Annotated in this window: 21 protein-coding genes; 11 read left to right on the top strand and 10 right to left on the bottom strand. The window is 71.1% G+C overall.

Annotation, left to right across the window (positions count from 1 at the left end; translation table 11 throughout):
- Positions 1–218: 218 nt before the first annotated feature.
- Entirely contained in the window at positions 219–623 is a 405-nt protein-coding gene (locus ACFYM2_RS01325) for a WhiB family transcriptional regulator (protein WP_359006827.1), read from the top strand.
- A 96-nt stretch (positions 624–719) separates the two neighbouring features.
- Here ACFYM2_RS01325 and ACFYM2_RS01320 read toward each other — a convergent pair whose 3' ends face one another.
- Both ACFYM2_RS01320 and ACFYM2_RS01315 read right to left on the bottom strand, forming a co-directional pair.
- Entirely contained in the window at positions 720–2168 is a 1449-nt protein-coding gene (locus ACFYM2_RS01320; protein WP_388832374.1) for an ArsA family ATPase, read from the bottom strand.
- Positions 2165–3127, bottom strand: coding sequence for an ArsA-related P-loop ATPase (locus tag ACFYM2_RS01315; RefSeq protein WP_359006821.1), 963 nt, complete (start codon positions 3125–3127; stop codon positions 2165–2167). The genes ACFYM2_RS01320 and ACFYM2_RS01315 overlap by 4 nt, the downstream gene beginning before the upstream one ends.
- 135 nt (positions 3128–3262) lie before the next feature.
- On the opposite strand from ACFYM2_RS01315, the gene ACFYM2_RS01310 reads away from it, so the two are divergent.
- The 4 genes from ACFYM2_RS01310 (at position 3263) to ACFYM2_RS01295 (ending at position 5822) form a co-directional block, all read left to right on the top strand.
- Entirely contained in the window at positions 3263–3424 is a 162-nt protein-coding gene (locus tag ACFYM2_RS01310; RefSeq protein ID WP_003975360.1) for a DUF4177 domain-containing protein, read from the top strand.
- Positions 3421–3888, top strand: coding sequence for a RidA family protein (locus tag ACFYM2_RS01305; protein WP_388832371.1), 468 nt, complete (start codon positions 3421–3423; stop codon positions 3886–3888). Before ACFYM2_RS01310 ends, ACFYM2_RS01305 begins: the two co-directional genes overlap by 4 nt.
- Before the next feature lie 207 nt (positions 3889–4095).
- The gene (locus ACFYM2_RS01300; RefSeq protein ID WP_388832368.1) at positions 4096–4995 is read left to right on the top strand and encodes an NUDIX hydrolase; all 900 of its coding nucleotides are present in this window, start codon (positions 4096–4098) and stop codon (positions 4993–4995) included.
- Positions 4992–5822, top strand: coding sequence for an MBL fold metallo-hydrolase (locus ACFYM2_RS01295; protein ID WP_388832365.1), 831 nt, complete (start codon positions 4992–4994; stop codon positions 5820–5822). The genes ACFYM2_RS01300 and ACFYM2_RS01295 overlap by 4 nt, the downstream gene beginning before the upstream one ends.
- Positions 5823–6382: 560 nt before the next feature.
- Here ACFYM2_RS01295 and ACFYM2_RS01290 read toward each other — a convergent pair.
- The gene (locus ACFYM2_RS01290; protein ID WP_017947815.1) at positions 6383–7057 is read right to left on the bottom strand and encodes a Crp/Fnr family transcriptional regulator; all 675 of its coding nucleotides are present in this window, start codon (positions 7055–7057) and stop codon (positions 6383–6385) included.
- A 611-nt stretch (positions 7058–7668) separates the two neighbouring features.
- Between ACFYM2_RS01290 and nth the strand changes: the two genes are divergently transcribed.
- From nth to ACFYM2_RS01270, 4 genes are all read left to right on the top strand, one after another.
- On the top strand, positions 7669–8823 hold the full coding sequence (nth, locus tag ACFYM2_RS01285) for an endonuclease III (RefSeq protein WP_388832362.1): 1155 nt from the start codon (positions 7669–7671) through the stop codon (positions 8821–8823).
- A gap of 85 nt (positions 8824–8908) precedes the next feature.
- Entirely contained in the window at positions 8909–9838 is a 930-nt protein-coding gene (locus ACFYM2_RS01280; RefSeq protein WP_388458473.1) for an NUDIX hydrolase, read from the top strand.
- A gap of 13 nt (positions 9839–9851) precedes the next feature.
- Positions 9852–11051 (top strand): MarP family serine protease, encoded by a 1200-nt coding sequence (locus ACFYM2_RS01275; protein WP_359006804.1) that lies wholly within the window; start codon positions 9852–9854, stop codon positions 11049–11051.
- Between the two features lie 92 nt (positions 11052–11143).
- The gene (locus tag ACFYM2_RS01270) at positions 11144–12496 is read left to right on the top strand and encodes a 6-phospho-beta-glucosidase (RefSeq protein ID WP_359006801.1); all 1353 of its coding nucleotides are present in this window, start codon (positions 11144–11146) and stop codon (positions 12494–12496) included.
- Positions 12497–12657: 161 nt separating this feature from the next.
- Here the strand turns inward: ACFYM2_RS01270 and ACFYM2_RS01265 are convergent, their stop codons facing one another.
- The 6 genes from ACFYM2_RS01265 to ACFYM2_RS01240 all read right to left on the bottom strand — a co-directional run bounded on the left by ACFYM2_RS01265 (position 12658) and on the right by ACFYM2_RS01240 (position 20633).
- On the bottom strand, positions 12658–12855 hold the full coding sequence (locus ACFYM2_RS01265) for a hypothetical protein (protein ID WP_350231144.1): 198 nt from the start codon (positions 12853–12855) through the stop codon (positions 12658–12660).
- 115 nt (positions 12856–12970) lie between these two features.
- Positions 12971–13918 (bottom strand): alpha/beta fold hydrolase, encoded by a 948-nt coding sequence (locus ACFYM2_RS01260; protein ID WP_388832359.1) that lies wholly within the window; start codon positions 13916–13918, stop codon positions 12971–12973.
- Positions 13915–14391 (bottom strand): phage holin family protein, encoded by a 477-nt coding sequence (locus ACFYM2_RS01255; protein WP_350231142.1) that lies wholly within the window; start codon positions 14389–14391, stop codon positions 13915–13917. The genes ACFYM2_RS01260 and ACFYM2_RS01255 overlap by 4 nt, the downstream gene beginning before the upstream one ends.
- A 147-nt stretch (positions 14392–14538) precedes the next feature.
- Positions 14539–15933, bottom strand: a complete 1395-nt coding sequence (gene nhaA, locus ACFYM2_RS01250; protein ID WP_388832356.1) for a Na+/H+ antiporter NhaA — start codon at positions 15931–15933, stop codon at positions 14539–14541.
- A gap of 239 nt (positions 15934–16172) precedes the next feature.
- A complete protein-coding gene (acs, locus tag ACFYM2_RS01245; protein ID WP_388832353.1) occupies positions 16173–18125 on the bottom strand; it encodes an acetate--CoA ligase in 1953 nt (650 codons plus the stop codon).
- Positions 18126–18317: 192 nt separating this feature from the next.
- Complete coding sequence (locus ACFYM2_RS01240; RefSeq protein WP_388832350.1) at positions 18318–20633, bottom strand: bifunctional SulP family inorganic anion transporter/carbonic anhydrase; 2316 nt, start codon at positions 20631–20633, stop codon at positions 18318–18320.
- A gap of 281 nt (positions 20634–20914) precedes the next feature.
- Between ACFYM2_RS01240 and ACFYM2_RS01235 the strand changes: the two genes are divergently transcribed.
- Complete coding sequence (locus ACFYM2_RS01235; protein ID WP_388832347.1) at positions 20915–22213, top strand: hypothetical protein; 1299 nt, start codon at positions 20915–20917, stop codon at positions 22211–22213.
- On the opposite strand, the gene ACFYM2_RS01230 is transcribed toward ACFYM2_RS01235, so the two are convergent.
- On the bottom strand, positions 22191–23189 hold the full coding sequence (locus tag ACFYM2_RS01230) for an ATP-binding protein (RefSeq protein WP_350231137.1): 999 nt from the start codon (positions 23187–23189) through the stop codon (positions 22191–22193). The genes ACFYM2_RS01235 and ACFYM2_RS01230 overlap by 23 nt on opposite strands.
- Before the next feature lie 102 nt (positions 23190–23291).
- Between ACFYM2_RS01230 and ACFYM2_RS01225 the strand changes: the two genes are divergently transcribed.
- Complete coding sequence (locus ACFYM2_RS01225) at positions 23292–24110, top strand: oxidoreductase (RefSeq protein WP_388832344.1); 819 nt, start codon at positions 23292–23294, stop codon at positions 24108–24110.
- Positions 24111–24257 lie beyond the last annotated feature (147 nt).

Genomic DNA, 24257 nt, shown 5'->3' with positions numbered 1-24257 from the left:
CGCCCCATACATCCCGGTATATCGGATTCGGCACGCATGTCCTCCGGTCACTCCGTTGGGTGATCTGCCGCGTACGCATAGTCCGTTCGGACCATTCAAGATTGGGCCCGACGGGGGTGTTGCGGTGTGCCCACCTTCCGTAACGTCCTCAACTGGCAGCGGTGAATATGCCGCTGCCGCCGTGGGGGAGCCTCGATTCGGGAGAGGACGGCGCCGGCATGGGCTGGGTAACCGACTGGAGTGCGCAGGCAGCCTGCCGCACTACCGATCCGGACGAACTATTCGTACAAGGCGCAGCGCAGAACAGGGCCAAGGCGGTGTGCACCGGTTGCCCGGTGCGGACCGAGTGCCTGGCCGACGCGCTCGACAATCGCGTCGAATTCGGCGTGTGGGGCGGAATGACGGAGAGGGAGCGGCGCGCACTTTTGCGCAGGCGCCCCACCGTCACCTCTTGGCACCGCCTCCTGGAGACCGCGCGCACCGAGTACGAGCGCAGCACGGGAATTCTGCCCGTGTGCGCGGAGGACGTGTGCGTGGACGGCGTGTGCGTGGAGGAGGAGTCGGAGTCGGGCTACGACTACCGGCATTCCTTCGGAGACGAGGCGTACGCGGCGGCGGGCTGAGGCGGTCGCCCCGAGCATGGGTGGTCGGCTGAGCTCTGCACGTCGCAGATTCGGCACGTAGGTCCAGGGCCAGGGGCGCAGGCCAGGGTCGGAGGGTCAGGCAGCTCCGGCTGGGGAAGCGCCGGCCGCGAGCCGGTCCCCGATGGCCCGCAGTCCCGCGAGGTCGTGAACGTCGCCCGGCAGGGCGGCCACTTCGGTGACAGCGACCTCGGGGTGGAGCGCGGCGAAACGGTCGCGCGTCCGCTGTTCACGCGCGAGCACGCGCATACGCTCGGCATGCAGCCGCAGCAATCCTGCGGTCAGCCGGTCGACATCGTTCTTGGCGGGGTCGGCAGAGTCACCGGGGTGGACTGCCTCGGCGGGGTCGGCCTCGGCGGTGTTGGCGGCCTCGTCAGCGTCGGGAGAGGAAACGCTGGGGCCACGATCTCCAGCCTTCCCGGCCTCCTGATCCACAATGCGACGGCCGTCAAGATTTTTCACACGAATTCCCGTGGCGATTTCAACGGAGTCACCATCGGAGTCGCCGACGGAGTGACCGACCGAGTGACCGACGAAGTCGCCAACGGTGTCCTCGTCCTCGACCGGGTCGTCAACCGGGTCCTCAACCGGGCTTTCCGCAAGGCTTTCCGCTGCCGCCAGGGCGCGTTCGGCCGAGAGCTGGGCGGCGGCGCTGCCATGTACGCGGTTGAGCACGAGCCCGGCCAGTGGCATGTGATCGGCGGCCAGGCGCTCCACGAAGTACGCCGCCTCGCGCAGCGCGTCCCGCTCGGGCGCCGCGACCACGAGGAACGCGGTGCCCGGCGCCTGGAGGAGCCGGTAGGTGGCGTCCGCCCGGGTCCTGAACCCGCCGAACATCGTGTCCATGGCCGCCACGAAGGTCTGCACATCGTTCAGGAACGGTCCGCCGAGGAGCTTGCCGAGCGTGCCGGTCATCATCGACATGCCGACGTTCAGGAACTTCATCCCGGCCCGGCCGCCCATCTTCGCCGGCGCCATGAGCAGCTTGATGAACTTGCCGTCGAGGAACGAGCCGAGCCGCTTCGGCGCGTCGAGGAAGTCGAGTGCCGAGCGCGAGGGCGGGGTGTCGACCACGATCAGGTCCCACTCGTCCTTGGCCCGCAGCTGGCCCAGCTTCTCCATCGCCATGTACTCCTGCGTGCCCGCGAAGCCGGCCGACAGGGACTGGTAGAACGGGTTGGTCAGGATCGCCTTGGCCCGGGCCGGATCCGCGTGCGCCTCGACGATCTCGTCGAAGGTCCGCTTCATGTCGAGCATCATCGCGTGCAGCTCGCCCTCGCCCTGGACGTCCTTGACCCGGCGCGGGGTGTTGTCGAGCGAGTCGATGCCCATCGACTGGGCTAGCCTGCGGGCCGGGTCGATGGTGAGCACCACGACCTTGCGGCCCCGCTCGGCGGCCCGAACTCCCAAGGCGGCGGCGGTAGTTGTCTTGCCCACGCCGCCCGAGCCGCAGCACACGATGATCCGGGTGCCCGGATCGTCCAGCAGGGGATCGATCGCCAGCGGCTCGACCGCGTCCAAAGTCACTCACCCACCCCGAGCTTGCGCAGTTCGCCGGCCAGGCGGTAGAGCCCGGCCAGGTCCATTCCCCCGCCGATCAGCGGGAGTTCGTACGTCGGGAGCCCCAACTCGCCCAGCGCCGACCGCTGTTCACGTTCGAGCTCCACCCGCTCCGCGTGCTCGGCGGCCTGTTCCAGAAGCGGCGTCACCAGCTTGGCCGAACCGGTGAGACCGGCCCGCGTCAGCGCCTTGGCGACCTCCTTGCGCCGGTCTCCCGTGACTCCGCGCACGGCTGCCTCGTCCAGGATGTGCGGGCGGACCATGTTCACGATGACCTTGCCCGTCGGCAACTCGGCGCCGCGCAGCTCGCCGATGCCGTCCACCGTCTCCTGTACGGGCATCTCCTCGAGCAGCGTCACCAAGTGCACCGCCGTCTCCGGCGACTTGAGGACCCGCATGACCGCCTGTGCCTGGTTGTGTATGGGTCCGATCTTCGCGAGCCCGGCCACCTCGTCGTTCACGTTCAGGAAGCGGGTGATGCGCCCGGTGGGCGGCGCGTCCATGACCACGTGGTCATACGCGAACCCGCCCTGCTTGTTCTTGCGGCGCACCGCCTCGCACGCCTTGCCGGTCAGGAGCACGTCTCTGACGCCCGGCGCGATGGTGGTCGCGAAGTCGATCGCGCCGAGCTTCTTGAGGGCGCGGCCCGCACCGCCCAGCTTGTAGAACATCTGGAGGTAGTCCAGGAGCGCCCGTTCCGCGTCGATGGCCAGGGCGTACACCTCCCCGCCACCGGGCGCGACGGCGATCTTGCGCTCCTCGTACGGAAGGGCTTCCGTCTCGAAAAGCTGCGCGATGCCCTGTCTGCCCTCGACCTCGACGAGGAGCGTGCGCTTGCCCTCTGTCGCGAGGGCGAGCGCGAGTGCTGCGGCGACCGTGGTCTTGCCGGTACCGCCCTTGCCGCTGACGACCTGGAGCCTGCTCACACCTTCGAGCCTAACCAGTCCGCCCGCGGTGTACGCATGTGGTCCGCGTAAGGCGCCCGCGTCCGGCGCCCGCACCAGGCGCCCACCCCGGGCGCCCGCGTCAGCGGGTGGCGGCCAGCGACTACAGTCGGGCCCATGACCAAGTGGGAATACGCGACCGTGCCCCTTCTCGTGCACGCGACCAAGCAGATTCTGGACACCTGGGGCGAGGACGGCTGGGAGCTGGTCCAGGTCGTCCCGGGTCCGAACAACCCCGAGCAGCTGGTGGCCTACCTGAAGCGGGAGAAGCAGGCATGAGCGCCGTGGAAGCCAAGCTCGCCGAACTCGGCCTGACCCTTCCGTCGGTCGTCCCGCCGCTCGCCGCGTACCAGCCCGCCGTGCGCTCCGGGGTGTACGTGTACACGGCCGGCCAGCTGCCGATGGTGGACGGCAAGCTGCCCGTCACCGGCAAGGTCGGCGGCGAGGTCACCCCCCAGGAGGCCAAGGAACTGGCCGCCACCTGCGCCCTGAACGCGCTCGCCGCGGTCAAGTCCGTCGCGGGCGACCTCGACCGCATCGCGCGCGTCGTGAAGGTCGTCGGCTTCGTGGCCTCGGCCCCCGACTTCACCGGCCAGCCCGGCGTCATCAACGGTGCCAGCGAACTCCTCGGCGCCGTCCTCGGCGACAAGGGCGTTCACGCGCGCAGCGCGGTCGGCGTCACGGTCCTGCCCCTGGACGCGCCCGTCGAGGTCGAGATCCAGGTGGAACTCGTCGAGGACTGATCCCTCCAGGACAAACCTCCTCTCGTCGAGGGCCGGCCTCAAGGGGCCGGCCCTTTGCCGATGCCAGTCACCGGCGGCGCCCGGCGTGGGGCAGGTGGGCTCAGCTGTCGGCCGTCCGGGCCGCGCGGACGTGCCGTCGTGTGTCGAAGGGATGTCACCTACACGCACCCCCTCGAACATCCGCACGCCACCCCGTAGCATCCGCCCATGCCCAATGGTCAGTGGTACCCGCCCGAGTGGCCGGACCGCATCCGTGCCCTAGCCGCAGGCGAGCTCACCGCGGTCGAGCCGCGGCGCGCCGCGACGGTGATGCTGCTACGGGACGCCGAGGCCGGCACGGACAGCGGCCCCCGCGTGCACATGCTGCGCAGACGGACCTCCATGGCGTTCGCCGGGGGCGCGTACGCGTACCCGGGTGGCGGCGTGGACCCGCGCGATGCCGAGGACGCGCGGCTGGGCTGGGCCGGCCCCACCCGCGACGCCTGGGCCGCGCGCCTCGGTACGAACCCCGCATCCGCCCAGGCCATCGTCTGCGCCGCGGTCCGCGAGACCTACGAGGAGGCAGGCGTACTCCTCGCCGGGCCCGACGCCACCACCGTCGTCGGCGACACCACCGGCGGCGACTGGGAGGCCGACCGCCAGGCCCTGGTGACCCGCGACCTCAGCTTCGCCGACTTCCTCGACCGGCGCGGCCTGGTGCTCCGCTCCGATCTGCTCGGCGCCTGGGCACGCTGGATCACCCCCGAGTTCGAGCCCCGCCGCTACGACACGTGGTTCTTCGTCGCGATGCTGCCTGAGGGCCAGGTCACCCGTAACGCCTCGACCGAGGCCGACCGGACCGTCTGGATCCGGCCCGCCGAAGCCACCGCCGGCTACGACGGGGGCGAGCTCCTGATGATGCCGCCGACCATCTCCACCCTGCGTGACCTCCTTCCGTACGCGACTGTCGCCGAAGCCCTCGCGGCCGCGGCCGAACGTGATCTGAGCCCGGTGCTCGCGCAGGCCCGCCTGACCGGCGCCGGCGAACTCGTCCTGAGCTGGCCGGGCCACGACGAGTTCACCAAGCACGTCCCCGCAGGGGACCGGGCCTCCGGAGGTGCCCTGTGACTGACGCCGCCGCACTTCCCGGGCAGCCGCGCGGCGGGGTCCTCACGGGCCCTGCCACCGACCGCGCGACCAATGTGCTCGCGCCCAACGCCTCCGCGATGACGCTGGACGGCACGAACACCTGGATCGTCTCCGAGCCCGATTCCGACCTGGCCGTCGTCATCGACCCCGGACCCCTCGACGACGGCCATCTCGGCCGGGTCGTCGCGATGGCCGAGAAGGCCGGCAAACGAGTCGCACTGACTCTGCTCACCCACGGCCACCCCGATCACGCGGAGGGCGCGGCCCGCTTCGCGGAGCTGACCCGTACCCCCGTGCGTGCCCTGGATCCGGCCCTGCGCCTGGGTGACGAGGGCCTTGCGGCGGGCGACGTCATCACCACCGGCGGCCTGGAGATGAGGGTGGTACCCACCCCGGGCCACACGGCGGACTCGCTCTGCTTCCATCTGCCCGCCGACCGGGCCGTCCTGACGGGCGACACGGTCCTCGGGCGCGGTACGACCGTCGTGGCCCATCCCGACGGGCGTCTGGGCGACTATCTGGACTCCCTTCGCAGGTTGCGTTCGCTGACTGTCGACGACGGCGTGCACACGGTGTTGCCGGGGCACGGTCCGGTGCTCGACGACGCGCAGGGTGCCGTCGAGTTCTATCTGGCCCACCGCGCGCACCGGCTGGCCCAGATGGAGACGGCGGTGGAGAACGGGCACCTCACGGCGGCCGAAGTGGTGGCCCTGGTCTACTCGGACGTCGACCCGTCGTTGTGGCCGGCGGCCGAGCTTTCGGTGCGCGCGCAGCTCGAGTATCTGCGCGAGCACGGCCTGATCTGACGCGGCCGGTCCGGCCGGAGCGATCGTCTCCGGCCGGGGCCGGCGTGGTCCGGGCTTGTCTGCCCGGGCCGGCCCGGGCGCGTCCGCGTTGCCGGCCGTGACCGGCTTTCCATGGCGGGGTGAAGCGGCGTCCCGCAGAGGAGAGTTGGAAGGGACGGCTCTCAACTCTCGTACGGGCGCGGCGCGTTGACGCGTCAGGTGGGACCGCGCGGCGTTCGGCGGCGGGGCACGGTCCGAGATCTTCTGGCTCCTGCGGTGTACATCGTGAAAACGTCCCGCTCCGCGCCCGGGTTCCCGGCCGGCCAAGAAAATTTTCTCTCAACTCTCCGGCCCGGCCCGGCCCGGCCCGGTCCGAGGCCTTGCCCGCGTACGCGCCCGCGCCCGCGTCCGCGCGTACGCGCCCGCGCCCGCGCGTACGGGTACGCGTACGGGTGCGCGCACGCGAAAGGGGCCGGTCCCAACGGACCGGCCCCTCAGGCGTACGAACCGACGGCCACGGCGAGCCAGACCCGGCGAACGCGGCTCCCGGCGACGGGCGCGGCGTTCGAGAGCCGGGTGGATCAGCGCGAGCGCTTCGCCAGCCGCTCCACGTCGAGCAGGATGACCGCGCGGGCCTCAAGGCGCAGCCAGCCGCGCTGGGCGAAGTCCGCGAGGGCCTTGTTGACCGTCTCGCGGGAGGCGCCGACCAGCTGGGCCAGCTCTTCCTGCGTCAGGTCGTGCACGACGTGGATGCCCTCCTCGGACTGCACGCCGAAGCGGCGCGACAGGTCGAGGAGCGCGCGGGCGACCCGGCCCGGCACGTCGGAGAAGACCAGGTCGGACATCTGGTCGTTGGTCTTGCGAAGGCGCCGGGCGACGGCACGCAGCAGGGCCGTGGCCACCTCCGGGCGGGCGTTGAGCCACGGCTGGAGGTCGCCGTGGCCCAGGCCGAGCAGCTTGACCTCGGTCAGCGCGGTCGCCGTGGCGGTGCGCGGACCCGGGTCGAACAGGGACAGCTCGCCGATCAGCTCGCCGGGGCCGAGCACGGCCAGCATGTTCTCGCGGCCGTCGGGCGAGGTGCGGTGCAGCTTCACCTTGCCCTCGGTGACCACGTACAGGCGGTCACCCGGGTCGCCCTCGTGGAAGAGCGCGTCGCCTCGGGCGAGCGTCACCTCACTCATCGAGGCGCGCAGCTCCGCGGCCTGCTCGTCATCGAGCGCCGCGAAGAGCGGGGCGCGCCGCAGAACGTCGTCCACGAATCTCTCCTTGTGACCGGTTTCAGGGGATCCAGCTCCCCATTTTGCCGGACGGTATAAACAGTGCGATCAATCACAGGATGACGTACTGGAGTGCCGGACCGTGAGTCAGGGGGCCGATTGGGGCGCTGATTCGCTGTGCTCGGGGCGGATGTCGGTGCCGGGCCTTAGGCTGGCCGGGTGTCCAATTCGCCGGTGAGAGCGCAGGCCAGGGGGGCTGAAGGAGTGTCCGCGCAGAGCGATTCAGCCGTGGGCGAACAGCCCGCGTCCGAGCCGAAAGGCACCGCGAAGAAGGCCGTGCGGGGCGTACGAGCGCTCTCATCGGCGCGGGGTGGTGCGGGCCCGGAGCGGGGCGGCGCGCGCTCGGCGGCGGCGTCCGGAGCGGCGCGGTCGGGGGTGGCGGTGTCCGGCCCGTGAAGCCCGCCCCGGTGAGCCCGCCTCCGTGAGCCCGGCGTCATGAAGCCAAGCCCGCCATCCGTGAGGCCCGCCTCTGTACAAAGCCCGCCTCCGTGAAGCCCGGTGCTGACGAAGGACCCTCGGTCGGTCCGGGAAGCGTCCGTCCGGGAAGCGTCGATCGAAGAAGCGTCGGTCAAGAAAGCAAGGACAACACTGTGCCCGAGTCCCAGAGCGCACCCAAGGCCACGCGCGCGGCCAAGACCCGGCGCGCACCCGAGGCCGAAGGCGCCGCCACGGCCGAGAACGCGCCGCAGGGCGGCTCCGAGGCCGTTTCCGCGTCGGCTCCAGCGGCGGCCGCTCCCAAGAAGCGAGCCGCCGCCAAGGGGGCTGCTGCCGCCAAGAAGTCCGCCGCGCCCAAGAAGTCGGCCGCCGGGAAGGAACAGCCGGCCCCCGCGAAGGAGCAGGCGGCCTCCGAGAGCGCCGTCCGGGCCAAGCGGGCCGCGAAGTCCGACGCCGCCGCCCCCAAGCGCGCCGCCAAGCCTCGCGAGGCCGCCCCCGCCAAGTCGGCCGCCGCGCCCAAGGTGGGGCGTGGGGCTGGGGGCAAGCCCGAGTCCCGGGCCGCGATGGTGCGCCGGGCGCGGCGGATAAACCGGGAGCTCGCCGAGGTCTATCCGTACGCCCATCCCGAGCTCGACTTCCGCAACCCCTACGAGCTGCTGCTGGCGACCGTCCTGTCGGCGCAGACCACGGACCTGCGGGTCAACCAGACGACGCCCGGTCTCTTCGCCGCGTATCCGACTCCGGAAGACCTCGCGGCGGCCAACCCCGAGGAGGTCGAGGCGATCATCCGGCCGACCGGGTTCTTCCGGGCCAAGGCCAAGTCGATCATGGGGATCGCCGTCGCCCTCAGGGACGAGTTCGGCGGCGAGGTCCCGGGTCGGCTGGAGGATCTGGTGAAATTGCCCGGTGTGGGGCGGAAGACGGCAAATGTCGTACTGGGCAATGCTTTTGGTGTCCCGGGAATCACCGTGGACACCCACTTCGGCAGGCTGGTGCGGCGTTTCAAATGGACCGAGCAGGAAGACCCGGTGAAGGTCGAGGCGGAGATCTGCGCGATCTTCCCCAAGAGCGAGTGGACGATGCTCTCGCACCGCGTCGTCTTCCACGGCCGCCGCATCTGCCACTCCCGCAAGCCCGCCTGCGGTGCCTGCCCGATCGCGCCGCTGTGCCCCTCGTACGGCGAGGGCGAGACCGATCCCGAGAAGGCGCGCAAGCTCCTCAAGTACGAGAAGGGCGGCTTCCCCGGCCAGCGGCTGAGCCCGCCGCCGGACTATCCGGGCCTTCCCGCGCCGCCGCTGGGGGGCGCCTGACGTCACCCGGAAGACGGACGCTGGGGCCGGCTGGAACGAATACGACGGGGCCAGGCGTTGTGGACGATGAACGACGGGGGTGCAGATGACGCACACGAGCGAGACGTACGACGATGATCTGAGCGACATCGGCGGGCGGGGCCGCACCGGCGGCCGGGCAGGCAGCGTGGACACCGACCGCGTCGGCGGCCGGGCGAGCCGCGTCGACGCCGTGCGCGATCCCAGCGGCGGCCGCGCGGGTGGCGTGGACACCGACCGAGACGCCGACCCGGCGAGCCGCGTGGACACGGTGCACCGCCGTGCCGAGCACCACCGTGCCGACCATCGCCAAGCGGTCGGCGTCGGGCACGGCCTCGCCGTGACGACGGACGGCCTGCCCAGCTGGCTGGAGCCGGTCGCGCGGGCGGCCCGCGACGTCGAGCCCCAGCAGATGAGCCGGTTCCTGCCGCCGGAGAGCGGCGACGGGCGGCAGTCCGCCGTGCTCGTGCTCTTCGGTGACGGCCCGCGCGGGCCCGAGCTGCTGCTCATGGAGCGGGCGAGCCAGCTGCGTTCGCACGGGGGCCAGCCGTCCTTCCCCGGTGGCGCCCTCGACCCCGAGGACGGCGATCCGGCCACCACCGGCCCGCTGCGGGCCGCCCTGCGCGAGGCGGAGGAGGAGACCGGGCTCGATCCGGCCGGCGTCCAGATCTTCGGCGTGCTGCCCCGGCTCTACATCCCCGTGAGCGGGTTCGTCGTGACACCGGTCCTCGGCTGGTGGCGCGAGCCGACGCCGGTGCGGGCGGTCGACAGCGGCGAGACGGCGCGTGTCTTCACGGTGCCCGTGGCGGATCTCACGGACCCGGCCAACCGAGCGACCGCCGTCCACCCCCGGGGCCACGCAGGCCCGGCATTCCTGGTCGAATCGGCGCTGGTGTGGGGCTTCACGGCGGGCGTGATCGACCGGATCGTGCACTACGCCGGCTGGGAGCGCCCATGGGACCGAGCCAAGCGGGTGCCGCTCGACTGGCACGCGTGACAGGCTGGGGCCCGTGAACGTGCTGGACATCCTGTTGCTGGTCGCCGCCGTATGGTTCGCGATCGTCGGCTACCGCCAGGGCTTCGTCGTCGGCATCCTGTCGGTGATCGGGTTCCTCGGCGGTGGTCTCGTCGCCGTGTACCTGCTTCCCATCATCTGGGATCAGGTGACCGACGAACCCCAGGTCTCGACGACGGCTGCCGTCATCGCCGTCATCGTCGTGATCGTCTGCGCCTCCGTGGGCCAGGCCCTCACCACCCATCTCGGCAACAAGCTGCGCCGGTACATCACGTGGTCGCCGGCGCGCGCCCTCGACGCCACCGGCGGCGCCCTCGTCAACGTGGTGGCGATGCTGCTCGTGGCGTGGCTGATCGGCTCGGCACTGGCCGGCACCGCCCTGCCGACCCTGGGCAAGGAGGTCCGCAACTCCAAGATCCTGCTCGGCGTCTCGAAGGTGCTGCCCTCCCAGGCGCCGACCTGGTTCGGCGACTTCTCCTCGACCCTCGCGCAGAACGGCTTCCCGCAGGTCTTCACGCCGTTCTCGAACGAGTCGATCACCGAGGTCCAGGCTCCCGACCCCAAGCTCGCGGGCAGTCCGGTCGCGGCCGCCGCCAAGAAGTCGATCGTCAAGGTCGTCGGCATGGCGCCGAGTTGCGGCAAGCGTCTGGAAGGGACCGGCTTCGTCTTCGCGGACCGCCGGGTCATGACCAACGCGCACGTGGTGGGCGGGGTGGAGGAGCCGACCATCCAGATAGGCGGTCAGGGGCGTACGTACGACGCGAAGGTCGTGCTCTACGACTGGCGGCGTGATATCGCGGTCCTGGACGTGCCGGATCTCAAGGCGCCCGCGCTCCAGTTCACCCCCACCGACGCCCGCACCGGCAACAGTGCGATCGTGGCCGGCTTCCCCGAGGACCATCCCTATGACGTGCGTTCCGCTCGCATCCGCGGCCGGATCAGCGCCAAGGGCCCGGACATCTACCGCCGTGACACGGTCCGCCGCGATGTGTACTCACTGTTCACCACGGTGCGTCCCGGCAACTCGGGCGGGCCGCTCCTGACCCCCGAGGGCAAGGTGTACGGCGTCGTCTTCGCCAAGTCGCGCGACGACGCGGAGACCGGGTACGCGCTGACCGCCGACGAGATCCAGTCCGACATCCAGCAGGGCCGGGCGGCCGATCAGCAGGTGGACAGCCAGCAGTGCGCCCTATGATCCGGCCCGACGCCGACGCCGACCCCCGTGACCGGCTTCCGAAGGGCCGGCCCCCGGCCCGGCACCTGTGACCTCCTGACGAGAAGGCTGCGATGCGACTGACGATCCTCGGCGGTGGCGGCTTCCGGGTCCCGCTCGTGTACGGCGCTCTGCTGCGCGACCACGCACCCGGGCGTGTCACCGAGGTGGTCCTGCACGACCTGGACGCGGCGCGGCTGCACGCCATCGGCCGCGTGCTCGCCGACCGGGCGTACGGAATCGAGGACGCCCCCCGGGTGCGTACCACCACCGACCTGGACGAGGCGCTGCGCGGCGCGGACTTCGTGTTCTCCGCGATCCGGGTCGGCGGCCTGGAAGGCCGGGCCGCCGACGAGCGGATCGCGCTCGCGGAGGGGGTCCTGGGCCAGGAGACGGTCGGCGCGGGCGGCATCGCGTACGGCCTGCGCACCGTGCCGGTCGCCGTCGAGATCGCCCGCCGGGTCAAGGTGCTCGCCCCCGAGGCCTGGGTCATCAACTTCACCAACCCGGCGGGGCTCGTCACCGAAGCCATGGCCGAGCACCTGGGTAACCGGGTGATCGGCATCTGCGACTCGCCCGTGGGCCTGGCCCGCCGGGTGGCCCGGACGCTCGGCGCCGACCCGCAGGACGTGCGCCTCGACTACGTGGGCCTCAACCACCTGGGGTGGCTGCACGGCCTGTACGAGGGCGAGCGCAACATCCTGCCCCGCCTGTTCGAGCAGGGCGACGAGCTGCTGACCTCCTTCGAGGAGGGCAAGCTGTTCGGCGCCGACTGGCTCCGTTCGCTGGGCTCCGTGCCCAATGAGTATCTGCACTACTACTACTTCAACCGCGAGTCGGTGGCCGCCTACCGAGGCGCCGAGCGGACCCGGGGCGCCTTCCTCAGGGATCAGCAGGCACGTTTCTACGCCAGCGCGGAGACGGTGCCGGACGCCTCGGTGTGGGCGGCCTGGGACGGCACACGGGCCGAGCGCGAGGCCACGTACATGGCGGCGAACCGTGACGTCTCAGGGGCGGGCGAACGCCACGCCGACGACATGGAGTCGGGCGGGTACGAGCAGGTGGCGCTCGCCCTGATGCGGGCCATCGCGCGCGACGAGGCGGCCACGCTCGTCCTGAACGTGCGCAACGGCGACGCGCTGCGCGTGCTGGACGAGCGGGCCGTCATCGAGGTCCCGTGCTTCGTCGACGCGGGAGGCCCGCACCCGCTGCCCGTCTCGCAGCTGACGGGCCATGAGGCCGGCCTGGTCAGCTCGGTGAAGGCGGTCGAGCGCTGTGTCCTGGAGGCGGCCGCGAGCGGGTCGGCGCGGGCGGCCGTCAAGGCGTTCGCCCTGCATCCGCTGGTCGACTCCGTCCAGGTCGCCCGACGGCTCCTGGACGGCTACCGCGGCGCCCATCCCGGACTCGGCTACCTCAGGGCCGACTAGGGGGTGTCTGGTGGACCATGGCCGGGGGCGCGGCGTCTGGCACGGCACCTCGCGGCGTTGCCGAATCGCCCCGATAGCTCCGCTATCGAGACGCTCCGGCGCCTTGCGATGCACCGCACCAGACGCCGCGCCCTGACCGACCCTGATCCACCAGACACCCCCTAGGTCCGCGCATGCCGCAGCCGGGCCGAGACCCAGCGGGCCCGGCGGCGCAGGATGCGCGGAATGCCCACGTCCCGCGGGTCGGGGGAGGGGTGTTGCGGCCCTTGCCCCTGCGGGCCGCCCCTCTCGTATGTGACCGGCCCTGCGGCCGTTCGGCGGTTGCGTGCTGCGTCACCGTAGTCGTGCGTCCAGCCCATACCCCGACGTGTGCCCGGGGCCCATGGTCGGTAACCGCCTCGGAGGGGGCCAATTGGCCTATGCGCCGGGCATTTGGCTGTTCGTAGGACAAGCGTTCGCCCGGCCGGGTGGAACTCAACGGTCCGGTTCGGGATCCTTCAGCCAGTTCACGAGTTCGGTGGAGAAGGCCACCGGGTCCTCCTCGTGCGGGAAGTGGCCGAGACCGTCGAACAGCCGCCAGCGGTAGGGCGCTTCGACGTACTCACCGGAGCCCGCGGCGCTGCGGGTGCGCATCACCGGGTCGAGCGAGCCGTGCAGATGGAGGGTGGGCACCCGGACCGGCCGCTTCATCCGCCGGTTGAACTGGATGCCGTCGGGCCGCGCCATCGAGCGCACCATCCACCGGTAGGGCTCGATCGAGCAGTGCGCGGTGGAGGGAATGCACATGGCGCGCCGATAGGTCTCCACGGCCTCGTCCTCGGGCCGGCGCGGGCCCGACCAGTCCCGTACGAGCCGGCCGACCAACGCGCTCTCGTCCGCGACCAGCTGACGCTCCGGCAGCCAGGGGCGCTGGAAGCCCCAGACGTAGGAGCCGGCCGCGGTCTGCTTGTAGTCCGCGAGCATCGCCGAGCGCCAGCGGCGCGGATGCGGCATCGACGACACCACGAGGCGGCGCACCACCTTGGGGCGCATCACGGCCGCCGTCCACGCCAGATAGCCGCCCAGGTCGTGCCCGACCAGCGCCGCGTCGGGCTCGCCCAGGGAGCGTACGACGCCTGTGATGTCCAGCGCGAGGTTGGCCGGGTCGTAGCCGCGCGGGGTGCGGTCGCTGCCGCCCACGCCGCGCAGGTCCATCGCGACCGCGCGGTAGCCGGCGTCGGCCAGCGCGGTCAGCTGGTGGCGCCAGGTCCACCAGAACTGCGGGAAGCCGTGGAGCAGCAACACCAGGGGACCGTCGCCGAGTTCGGCGATGTGGAAGCGCGCCCCGTTGGCCGCCACGTCCCTGTGGACCCAGGGACCATCGATGCGGACGGGGCTGCCGGTGCCTCCGGGGCTTCCGGTACCGGGATCGGGTGCGGTCATGCAGACGAGCGTGCCACAGTGGCGCCGGTGTCCGTGACCGTCACCTCGACCGTGGCCGGACGCGGGTGGGGCTTGACGCCTTGCAGGGCCGCCGCCGTCGCCTTGGCCGACGCGATGGACTTCTCCGGCGGCTTGACCTTCTTGAACTTGGTCACGGCGAGCACCGCGAGCAGGCCGGCGAGCACCAGGAACGCGCCGCCGACGATGAGGAACGACCAGGCGAGCCCGAGCCCCAGGTTGTGGATGCCGTACGCCGCCGCGAAGCTCAGCACGGGCAGCGCGAAGACCGCGAGCACGCCGGCGGTACTGATGGCGAGGCCACCGATCGCCCCGCGCTTGACGTCCTGCCGCAGTTCGGCCTTGGCCAGCGCGATCTCGTCGTGGACAAGCGCGGACATCTCGGCGGTCGCGGAGGCGACCAGCTGGCCGAGGCTGCGCTCGGCGCTGCCGGCGTTGTGGCTGGGGTCGCTCATCGCTGACTCCCTCATCTCTTCTCGGTTGCCGACGGGTCGAACAGGCCCCGCGGGTCCAGCAGGTCCGGCTGGGCCAACAGGTCCGGCAGGTCCGGCGGGCCCAGGGGGTCCAACACGTCGCACACGTCTAACACGTCCGTGGTCAGATCATGCCGGACGGTCGGCGTCGTCGCGCTCCGCCCCCGCCAGTTGAGCCAGTCTGCGGTGCTCGGCCGCCTTGGTGTCGTAGATCTCGGCCATCCGCAGGTGGTATTCCGGCTTGCCCAGTTCGTACACGTCGGGGATGCCGTCATGGTCCTCGTCGCGCTCCTCGTCCTCGACGAGCTGCTTGTACTTGCGTACGCGCATCTTGAGCAGGACGGAGGACAGCACGGCGGCGGTCAGGGAGCCCACCAGGACGGCGGCCTTGACCTCGTCGGTCAGCCGGCCCTGGCCGTCGAAGGCGAGCTCGCCGATGAGCAGCGACACCGTGAAGCCGATGCCTGCGAGCGAGGCGACGGCGAAAACGTCGGGCCAGGCGAGGTCGTCGTTGAGCTCGGCCTTGGTGAAGCGGGCGGCGAACCAGGTGCCGCCGAAGATGCCGACGGCCTTGCCGACGATCAGACCGAGGACGACGCCGAGCGTTTCGGGCCGGGTGAAGACATCGGCCAGGGTGGAGCCGCTGATGGCGACGCCGGCGGAGAACAGCGCGAAGAGCGGCACCGCGAGTCCGGCCGAGAGCGGGCGCACCAGGTGCTCGATGTGTTCGCCCGGGGAGTGCTCCTCGCCCTCGGTGCGGTGGCAGCGGAGCATGAGGCCCATGGCGACGCCCGCGATGGTCGCGTGGACGCCGCTGTTGTACATCAGGCCCCAGATGACGAGCGCGAGCGGAAGGTAGACGTACCAGCCCCGTACGCCCTTCCTGAGCAGCCACCAGAACAGGACCAGCCCGGCGAAGGCGCCGCCGAGCGCGAGGAAGTTGAGGCCGCTGGTGAAGAAGACGGCGATGATCAGGATGGCGAAGAGGTCGTCCACGACGGCCAGCGTGAGCAGGAAGGCGCGCAGCGCCGAGGGCAGTGAGGTGCCGATGACCGCGAGCACGGCGAGCGCGAACGCGATGTCCGTAGCGGTCGGTACGGCCCAGCCGTCGAGGGAGCCGTTGCCGAGAAGGTTGACCAGCGCGTAGACGAGCGCGGGGACGGCCATGCCGCACAGCGCCGCGATCACGGGCAGCGCGGCGGCCTTCGGGTCGCGCAGCTCTCCGGCCACAAGTTCACGTTTGAGCTCGATACCGGCGACAAAGAAGAAGACGGCGAGCAGACCGTCGGCCGCCCAGTGCTGGATGGAGAGGTCGAGCCCGAGCGAGCCGATGCCCAGATGGAAGCCGCGCACCGCCTCATAGCTCGCGCCCAGCGTGTTCGCCCACACCAGGGCGGCGATCGCGGCCACGAGCAGCAGCACACCGCCGACCGTCTCGGCGCGCAGCGCCTCGGCGACGAAGTTGCGTTCGGGCAGCGAGAGCCGGCCGAGGAACTTCTGCTTGGTGGGGGTGGGCGTGGCCACGAGGGCGACCTCCGGTCGGTGCGGCGGGCATGACTGAGCACGTTGCCGACCAGACTTCCCGGCGCACCTGACTTTCTTGTCACGTCGTTGACGCTTTTCTTACTTTACCTAACTTTACGGAGCGGCGCATGCGGCGGGGTGCGTCCAGTGATCATCACTTTAGGTGCATACCGGGCATGTGGCGCGCGAAAGGGCCCGGCCGCACCCGCGGCCGGGCCCCTGGATGACGGATCGCCCGCTCAGTCCTCGCTGGCGGAGCTCGGCAGCTTCGTCTGGATCAGCGCCATGACCGAGGAGTCGGTCAGCGTCGTGACGTCGCCCAGCTCGCGGTTCTCGGCGACATCGCGCAGGAGACGGCGCATGATCTTGCCCGAGCGGGTCTTGGGCAGCTCCGCCACCGGCAGGACGCGCTTGGGCTTGGCGATCGGGCCGAGCGCGGAGCCGACGTGCGCCCGCAACTCCTCGACCAGGGTCTCGGTCTCGGACGCGGTGCCGCGCAGGATCACGAACGCCACGATGGCCTGCCCGGTCGTCTCGTCGGCGGCGCCGACCACGGCGGCCTCGGCGACCGATGGGTGCGAGACGAGGGCGGACTCGACCTCGGTCGTGGAGATGTTGTGACCGGAGACGAGCATGACGTCGTCCACGCGGCCGAGCAGCCAGATGTCGCCGTCGTCGTCCTTCTTGGCGCCGTCACCCGCGAAGTACTTGCCCTCGAAGCGCGACCAGTAGGTGTCGATGAAGCGCTGGTCGTCGCCCCAGATGGTGCGCAGCATGGAGGGCCACGGCTCGGTCAGGACGAGGTAGCCGCCCCCGCCGTCCGGGACCTCGTGGGCCTCGTCGTCGACGACGGTCGCGCTGATGCCGGGCAGCGCGCGCTGCGCCGAACCCGGCTTGGTCGCGGTGACGCCCGGCAGCGGCGAGATCATCATCGCGCCGGTCTCGGTCTGCCACCAGGTGTCCACGATGGGGCATGTGTCGGCGCCGATGTGCTTGCGGTACCACATCCACGCCTCGGGGTTGATCGGCTCGCCGACCGATCCGAGAACCCGCAGGCTGCTCAGGTCGAACTTGGCGGGGATGTCGTCGCCCCACTTCATGAACGTACGGATCGCGGTCGGCGCGGTGTAGAGGATGCTCACGCCGTACTTCTGCACGATCTCCCAGAACCGCCCCTGGTGCGGGGTGTCGGGGGTGCCCTCGTACATGACCTGGGTCGCGCCGTTGGCGAGCGGGCCGTAGACGATGTACGAGTGCCCGGTGACCCAGCCGATGTCGGCGGTGCACCAGTAGACGTCGCTCTCCGGCTTCAGGTCGAACACCGCGTGGTGGGTGTACGCGGCCTGGGTGAGGTAGCCGCCGGAGGTGTGCAGGATGCCCTTGGGCTTACCCGTCGTACCCGACGTGTACAGGATGAACAGCGGGTGCTCGGCGTCGAAGGCGGCGGGCGTGTGCTCGGCCGGCTGGCGGGCGACGATGTCGTCCCACCACACGTCGCGGCCCTCGGTGAACGCGGTGTCCTGGCCCGTGCGGCGCACCACCAGGACGTGCTCGACCTGCGGGCAGCGCGCGACGGCGTCGTCGATGGCGGGCTTCAGGGCGGACGGCTTGCCGCGCCGGTAGCCGCCGTCGGCAGTGATGACGAGCTTGGCGTCGGCGTCCTGGATGCGCGAGGCGACGGCGTCGGCCGAGAAGCCGCCGAAGACCACCGAGTGCGCCGCGCCGATCCGGGCGCAGGCGAGCATCGCGACGGCCGCCTCCGGAATCATCGGCAGGTACACCGCGACGCGGTCACCGGCCTGGACACCCAGCTCCGTCAGGGCGTTGGCGGCCCTTGACACCTCGTCCTTGAGCTCGGCATAGGTGATCGCGCGGCTGTCGCCGGGCTCGCCCTCGAAGTGGATCGCTACCCGGTCGCCGTGGCCGGCCTCGACATGGCGGTCGACGCAGTTGTACGCGACGTTGAGCTTGCCGTCGGCGAACCACTTGGCGAAGGGCGGATTCGACCAGTCAAGGGTCTCGGTCGGCTCGGTGGCCCAGGTCAGGCGCCGGGCCTGCTCGGCCCAGAACTCCAGCCTGTCCGCATCGGCCCGCTTGTACGCCTCCGCCGTCACGTTGGCGTGCGCGGCCAGTTCGGAGGGCGGCGCGAAGCGACGCTCCTCTTTCAGCAGATTGGCCAGCTCGTTGCTCACGACATCTCCCTTTCCCAGGGCGTCCTCAGTGCGTATGTGTCCCGGCCATAGCTCATCAGGCCGGGCGTCGGGTGACAAGGGGCGCAAGGAAATTGGTTTAGACCTGTAAAGGTTTCCTGGTCACCGGCGTGGCGCGCGAACGGCCTCTCCCTTGGGAGGAGAGGCCGTTGGCGGACCGTGCGGGGAGGTGGATCAGGCGGGCGTGTCCTCCAGGATGTTGACGCCGACGCTCTCGAAGACCTCTTCGTGGTCGTTCGCGCAGAGCAGATAGGCCTGCGCCTCACCGACGTGGAAGTACATGCCGTGCAGGGCGAGGGTGCCCTCGGCGAGCGCGCGGGCCACCGACTCGTGCCGGCGCAGATGCTCCAGCTGCTGGACGACATTGGTCAGGCACAGCTGTTCCACGGCGTCCGCCGGCAGCCGTCCGGCGATCCGGGTCCAGGCGTGGCTGCGGCTGGCCATCCGCTGGAGGCTCGGGCCGCCATGACGCAGCCAGCGGCGCAGCGGCGTCATCGGCGCGCCGGGCTTGGTGGCGAGCAGCGCCGTCATCGCGCCGCAGCCGGAGTGCCCGCACACCGTGATCGACTGGATTTTGAGGATGTCCACCGCGTACTCGATGGCGGCCGCCACCGACTCGTCGCCCCCCTCCTCGCCCGGCGGCGGCACCAGGTTGCCGATGTTGCGCACGGTGAACAGATCACCCGGGCCGCTTGAGGTGATCATGCTGGTGACCAGGCGGGAGTCGGCGCAGGTGATGAAGAGCTGCTGGGGGCGCTGCCCCTCGCGAGCGAGCCGGGCCAGCTCGTCGCGCACCAAGGGCGCGGTGTTGCGCTGGAACGAACTGAGCCCGCTCACCAGGTGGTGCCCGTGGGAGCGCTGGGGCGGCTGGTCCTGGCAGTGGTGGTTGCGCCACGGCGTCCACGGCCGGCAGCAGGTGCCCGCGGGGGAGGCGGGCTCGGGGGGCCTTGCCCCGGTGCGCGAGGTGACCCGCACGGTCCCGCCCCGCGCGCGATGCGCGTCCTGCCAGCCCTGCAACGCCTCGAAGGCGGCGTGATCCATGAACGATCCGTCCAACTCCACGATGGTGTCAGCTCCTTGAGGTACATGGCCGAGCGTCCGGGTCAGCCGGGGCACGGCGAGGAACGTCAACTGCCCACGGACGCGCACCAGACAGGTGCCGTCCGCCTCCTGCTGGGCGGTGATCCGGGTGCGCGACAGCCGGTGCAGCGCGACCGCGACCGCCACCGCGATCCCCAGGACCACTCCTTGCAGGACGCCCAGGACGAGCACTCCGCCGACGGACGCCACATAAACCAGGAACTCGCGATGCTTGTGGACGTTACGGATGTGCGCCAGGTTGACCATCTGGATGCCGACCATCATGACGAGGGCGGCGAGCGCGGCCAGCGGGATCCACTCCAGTACGGAGACGAGCAGCCCGGCCGCGAGCAGCACCCACACGCCGTGCAGCACGGTCGAGGCGCGGCCGGTCGCGCCGGCGCGGACGTTGGCGCTGCCGCGCACCGCGCCGCCGGACACGGGCATGCCGCCGAGCAGTCCGCACACGGCATTGGCGATGCCCTGGCCGCGCAGTTCGCGGTCGAGGTCGACGCGCGGGACGGGGCTGCCGGGCCGCTCGGATGCCAGCCGGTCGACGGCGACGGCGGACAGCAGCGACTCCAGGCTCGCGACCAGCGTCACCGTGAGCACCGCGGCGGCGATCCCGAGCGCCGGGCCGTGCGGCATCCCGGGCAGCACATGCGCGTCCCAGGACGGCAGTTGGACCCGGGCGATGCGGGGCGCCGTGACCGCCGCGACGCCGGTGGCCACCACTACGCAGACGAGCGCGGCGGGGACGCGGCGCAGGGCCTTCCCGGCCCGCCCCGGCATGCGTGGCCACAGCAGTAGTACGGCGAGCGTGAGGGCGCCGATGAGTGGTGCCGCCGGGCCGACGTGGGTCAACTGGCCGGGCAGGGCGAGGGCGTTGGCCACGGCGGAGCTCTGCGGAGAGCCACCGAGGACGATGTGGAGCTGGGCCAGCGCGATGGCGGCGCCGATGCCGGCGAGGGTGCCGTGCACGATGGCGGGGCTGACCGCGAGCGCGGAGCGCGCCGCCTTCAGGGAGCCGAGGACGACCTGGAGCAGGCCGGCGCCCACGGTGATGACGCAGCTGGTGCGCCAGCCGTAGGTCTGGATGATCTCGGCGGACACCACGGTCAGCCCGGCGGACGGCCCGCTGACCAGCAGGGGCGAACCGCCGAGCAGCCCGGCAACGATGCCGCCGACACCGGCGGCGATGAGGCTGGCCTCCAGGGGCGCGTCGATGGCGACGGCGAGGCCGAGCGACATCGGGACGGCGAGCAGGAAGACGGTGATGGACGCCGACAGGTCGGCGCCGCAGATCCGCAAACGGCGGGGCCCCTCGCCCGGGGAGGACGGCCGACGGGGCCGGCGGAGGCGGGGCGGGTGAGCTGGAGTCGTGGCGTGAGTGGGTGCGCAAGCAGGCATGGTTCCCGTCTCCTCCGGGGCAGCGCGGTCGCGGAACGTGGGGTCGCGGCCGTGGGTCACGGCAGTGCAGCGGCGGGATCTCAACTCTCGGTAAACGAATGGTAATGCAGGGTAAAGCCTCTTACTTCGCATTTAAGGCAAATAGGGCAATGATTCACTCTCTAGGGTGAATAGGCAGCTTTTCGTTCGGCTTGTCGTCCGGTTGTCCTTCCTCCCGCGTGCGACTTTTGCGGCGCCGTGACGGCATTCAACGCACAGGACCGCAAGGAAGAGGTGGGCGGATGATCGCCGCCACGCACGCCACGAAGAGGATCGCTGCCGGCGTCATCGCCGCGGCGCTGGCCGTGGGAGCCGCGGGCTGCTCCGCCGGCTCCGGCCCGGACAAGCCCGCGCCCGTCGGCCGCCAGGGCGCCGCCCCCAATACCGCGCCGCATCTCATCGGGGACGGCTCGACCGCGTACACCGGGCCCCAGCCGCACCTGCTCAAGGCGCAGAAGCTGAAGCCGGGTCAGCGTCCGCCGCAGTTCGTGGTGTTCTCCTGGGACGGCGCGGGTGAGGACAGCCAGAAGCTCTTCTCGCACTTCCGCGAGGTCGCCAAGGAGTCCAACGCGACCATGACGTACTTCCTGAGCGGCGTGTACATGCTCCCCGACGCGAAGGCGAACCTCTACACCGCGCCCAAGCACGCCCCTGGGCAATCCGACATCGGCTTCAACGACCTCAAGGGGATCAAGGACACTGCCACCCAGGTGCGCGCGGCCTGGAAGGAGGGCAACGAGATCGGCACCCACTTCAACGGCCACTACTGCGGGCCCGACGGCGGCGTCGGCACCTGGTCGGTGGCCGAGTGGAAGAGCGAGATCGCCCAGGCCAAGTCCTTCGTCAAGAACTGGAAGACGAACTCGGGCCTCAAGGCCGAGGCGCCGCTTCCCTTCGACTACGACAAGGAGCTCGTGGGCGGGCGCACCCCTTGCCTCGAGGGCCAGAAGAACTTCGTCAAGACGGCGGGTGAGCTCGGCTGGCGCTACGACACCAGCGGTGTCAACGACCAGGTGTGGCCCAAGCGCAACCCCAACGGCGTCTGGGACCTGTCGATGCAGCTGGTGCCGGTCCCCGGCCGGGACTTCCAGACCCTGTCCATGGACTACAACTTCTACATGAACCAGTCCAACGCGATGACCGGTGACGCCGATCAGCACGAGTACTGGGGCAACCAGATGCGCGACGGCCTCCTCCAGGCCTTCGACCGCTCCTACGACGGCAACCGCGCGCCGTTGATCATCGGCAACCACTTCGAGTCGTGGAACGGCGGCGTCTACATGAAGGCCGTCGAGGAGACGGTCAGGACGGTGTGCGTCAAGCGCGACGTCCACTGTGTCTCCTTCCGCCAGCTCGCCGACTGGCTCGACGCCCAGGACCCGGCCGTGCTCGCCAAGTTCCACTCGCTGAAGGTGGGCGAGGCGCCGAAGGGCGGCTGGGCGGCGCTCGAGGCCGCCCAGCCGGCCGCCCCGGCGAAGCCCGTCACCCCGCTGCGGCCCGCGGCGCCCCAGCCCGCCGTCAGGCAGGCTGCGGCTCGCTGACCTCCGCGATCAGCCGCTCGCTCAGGACGAAACCGGGGTCCACCTGCGCCGCCAGGTCGGCCCCGGTCTTCGCGTTGCCCCAGCTCTGCGCGTTCTTCAGGTGGAAGTGCACCATCTGGCGCGTGTAGCGGTCCCAGTCGCGGTTCCCGTAGGAGTCGTCCGCCGCGTTCTGCAACGTCTGGAGGGCGAGCCGGTTGTCGGCCTCAAGGAGCTCGAAACGCGAGGGGCGGCCCTTCTCCATGGCGCGCACCCAGTCGGAGTGGCCCACCGTGACCAAGAGGTCGTCGCCCACCTCGGCGCGCAGGAAGTCCACGTCGTCCTGGCCCTGCACCTTGTTGCCGACGACCTTGAGCGCGACCCCGTAGTCCCGGGCGTACTCCTTGTACTGGCGGTATACGGAGACGCCCTTACGGGTCGGCTCGGCCACCAGGAAGGTCATGTCGAAGCGCGTGAACATGCCGGAGGCGAACGAGTCGGAGCCCGCCGTCATGTCGACGACGACGTACTCGTCCATGCCGTCCACCAGGTGGTTCAGGCACAGCTCCACCGCGCCGACCTTCGAGTGGTAGCAGGCCACGCCCAGGTCGGACTCGGTGAAGGGGCCGGTCGCCATCAGGCGGATGTCCCCGTCGTCGAGCGCCACCCGCCGGGCGCACGCCTCGTACACCGGGTTCGCCTCGCGCACCCGCAGCAGGCGGGAGCCGTGGCCGGGCGGCGTTGTCTTGATCATCGACTCGGTGGAGGCGATGCGCGGATTGGTGCCCCGCAGGTACTCCTTGATGAGCGGCAGATGGGCGCCCATGGCGGGCAGCGCGGCGGCCTCCGCCTCGTCGAGCCCGAGCGCGGCCCCGAGGTGCTGGTTGATGTCGGCGTCGACCGCGACGACGGCGGCCTCGTTGGCGGTGAGATGACGGATGAAGAGCGAGGACAGCGTCGTTTTGCCGCTGCCGCCCTTGCCCACGAAAGCGATCTTCATGTTCACCAACGGTAATCGTATGGTGGCGGTAAGTGTGCGAGGCGAGTGAAGAAAACCACTCGAAGGTGGGGTGTGGCTTGCGGACGCGTAGCCTCCTTACCTATGAGTACGAACGCCGCTGACCCTCTTGTCGCCCTCGGCGGGCTGCCGGGCGTCCCGGACGCCGTGGACCGGGTGCGCAAGGCTGTGGACCGGGTCTACGGGCACCGTGTGATGCGGCGCCGCAGCAACGAGATCACCTCGGAGGCGGCGCTGCGCGGAGCGCGCGGCAGCGCCGCCCTGTCCGGTGCGGACTGGGCGCTGGAAGAGGTGCGGCGGCGTACGGACTTCGCCGCCGATCCCGAGGCGCGCACGGTGGGTGCGGCGCTGCGGCTGACCGCCGAGGCGGGTCAACTCCTGTCCATCTGGCGGCAGTCGCCGTTGCGGGTGCTCGCCCGGCTGCATCTGGTGGCGGCGGCGGACGCGGGCGAGACGGTGGGGCGCCCCCGCCAGGGCGGCGAGAGCGTCGACGAGCCCCTGATCGAGAGCGTGCTGCCGGGCGCGGACGAGGTGGCCGGCCGCCTCGACGGGCTGTCCCGGCTGATCATCGCGGGCGGCGAGGCGCCCGCCCTGGTCACCGCCGCCATCGTGCACGGTGAACTGCTCGCGCTGCGGCCCTTCACCTCATGCAACGGGCTGGTCGCCCGCACCGCCGAGCGGATCGTGCTCATCGGCAGCGGCCTTGACCCGAAGGCGATCTGCCCGGCCGAGGTGGGCCACGCCGAGCTGGGGCGCGCGGCCTACGCGGCGGCCTTCGAGGGTTATCTGTCCGGCACCCCGCAGGGGATGGCGGCCTGGATCACCCACTGCGCCGACGCGGTCGGGCTCGGGGTGCGCGAGTCGACGGCGGTGTGCGAGGCGCTTCAGCGCGGCGCGGCGTAGCGCGGCGTTCTGGCGGGAACTCCCGGCCGGACAAGGGTTGCGGCGGTATCGGAGACCGATACCGCCGCTGGCATGTCCACCGTGTTACCAAGCGTCCTCGAAAGTTGCCCATCAGGCCGGGATTCTCTGCCCGTTCACCTGGTGCGG

It is taken from the genome of Streptomyces sp. NPDC006711 (genome assembly GCF_042869775.1).
In the GTDB taxonomy this organism is placed as follows: domain Bacteria; phylum Actinomycetota; class Actinomycetes; order Streptomycetales; family Streptomycetaceae; genus Streptomyces.
Note: the sequence above shows the minus strand (reverse complement) of the source record. Positions and strands in the feature narration are given on the sequence as shown.

Coding starts and splice junctions, on each gene's coding strand:
- ACFYM2_RS01325 (WP_359006827.1), top strand. CDS start 219: ATGGGCTGGGTAACCGACTGGAGTGCGCAGGCAGCCTGCCGCACTACC.
- ACFYM2_RS01310 (WP_003975360.1), top strand. CDS start 3,263: ATGACCAAGTGGGAATACGCGACCGTGCCCCTTCTCGTGCACGCGACC.
- ACFYM2_RS01305 (WP_388832371.1), top strand. CDS start 3,421: ATGAGCGCCGTGGAAGCCAAGCTCGCCGAACTCGGCCTGACCCTTCCG.
- ACFYM2_RS01300 (WP_388832368.1), top strand. CDS start 4,096: ATGCCCAATGGTCAGTGGTACCCGCCCGAGTGGCCGGACCGCATCCGT.
- ACFYM2_RS01280 (WP_388458473.1), top strand. CDS start 8,909: ATGACGCACACGAGCGAGACGTACGACGATGATCTGAGCGACATCGGC.
- ACFYM2_RS01270 (WP_359006801.1), top strand. CDS start 11,144: ATGCGACTGACGATCCTCGGCGGTGGCGGCTTCCGGGTCCCGCTCGTG.
- ACFYM2_RS01265 (WP_350231144.1), bottom strand. CDS start 12,855: ATGGGCTGGACGCACGACTACGGTGACGCAGCACGCAACCGCCGAACG.
- ACFYM2_RS01260 (WP_388832359.1), bottom strand. CDS start 13,918: ATGACCGCACCCGATCCCGGTACCGGAAGCCCCGGAGGCACCGGCAGC.
- ACFYM2_RS01255 (WP_350231142.1), bottom strand. CDS start 14,391: ATGAGCGACCCCAGCCACAACGCCGGCAGCGCCGAGCGCAGCCTCGGC.
- ACFYM2_RS01240 (WP_388832350.1), bottom strand. CDS start 20,633: ATGCCTGCTTGCGCACCCACTCACGCCACGACTCCAGCTCACCCGCCC.
- ACFYM2_RS01235 (WP_388832347.1), top strand. CDS start 20,915: ATGATCGCCGCCACGCACGCCACGAAGAGGATCGCTGCCGGCGTCATC.
- ACFYM2_RS01230 (WP_350231137.1), bottom strand. CDS start 23,189: ATGAAGATCGCTTTCGTGGGCAAGGGCGGCAGCGGCAAAACGACGCTG.
- ACFYM2_RS01225 (WP_388832344.1), top strand. CDS start 23,292: ATGAGTACGAACGCCGCTGACCCTCTTGTCGCCCTCGGCGGGCTGCCG.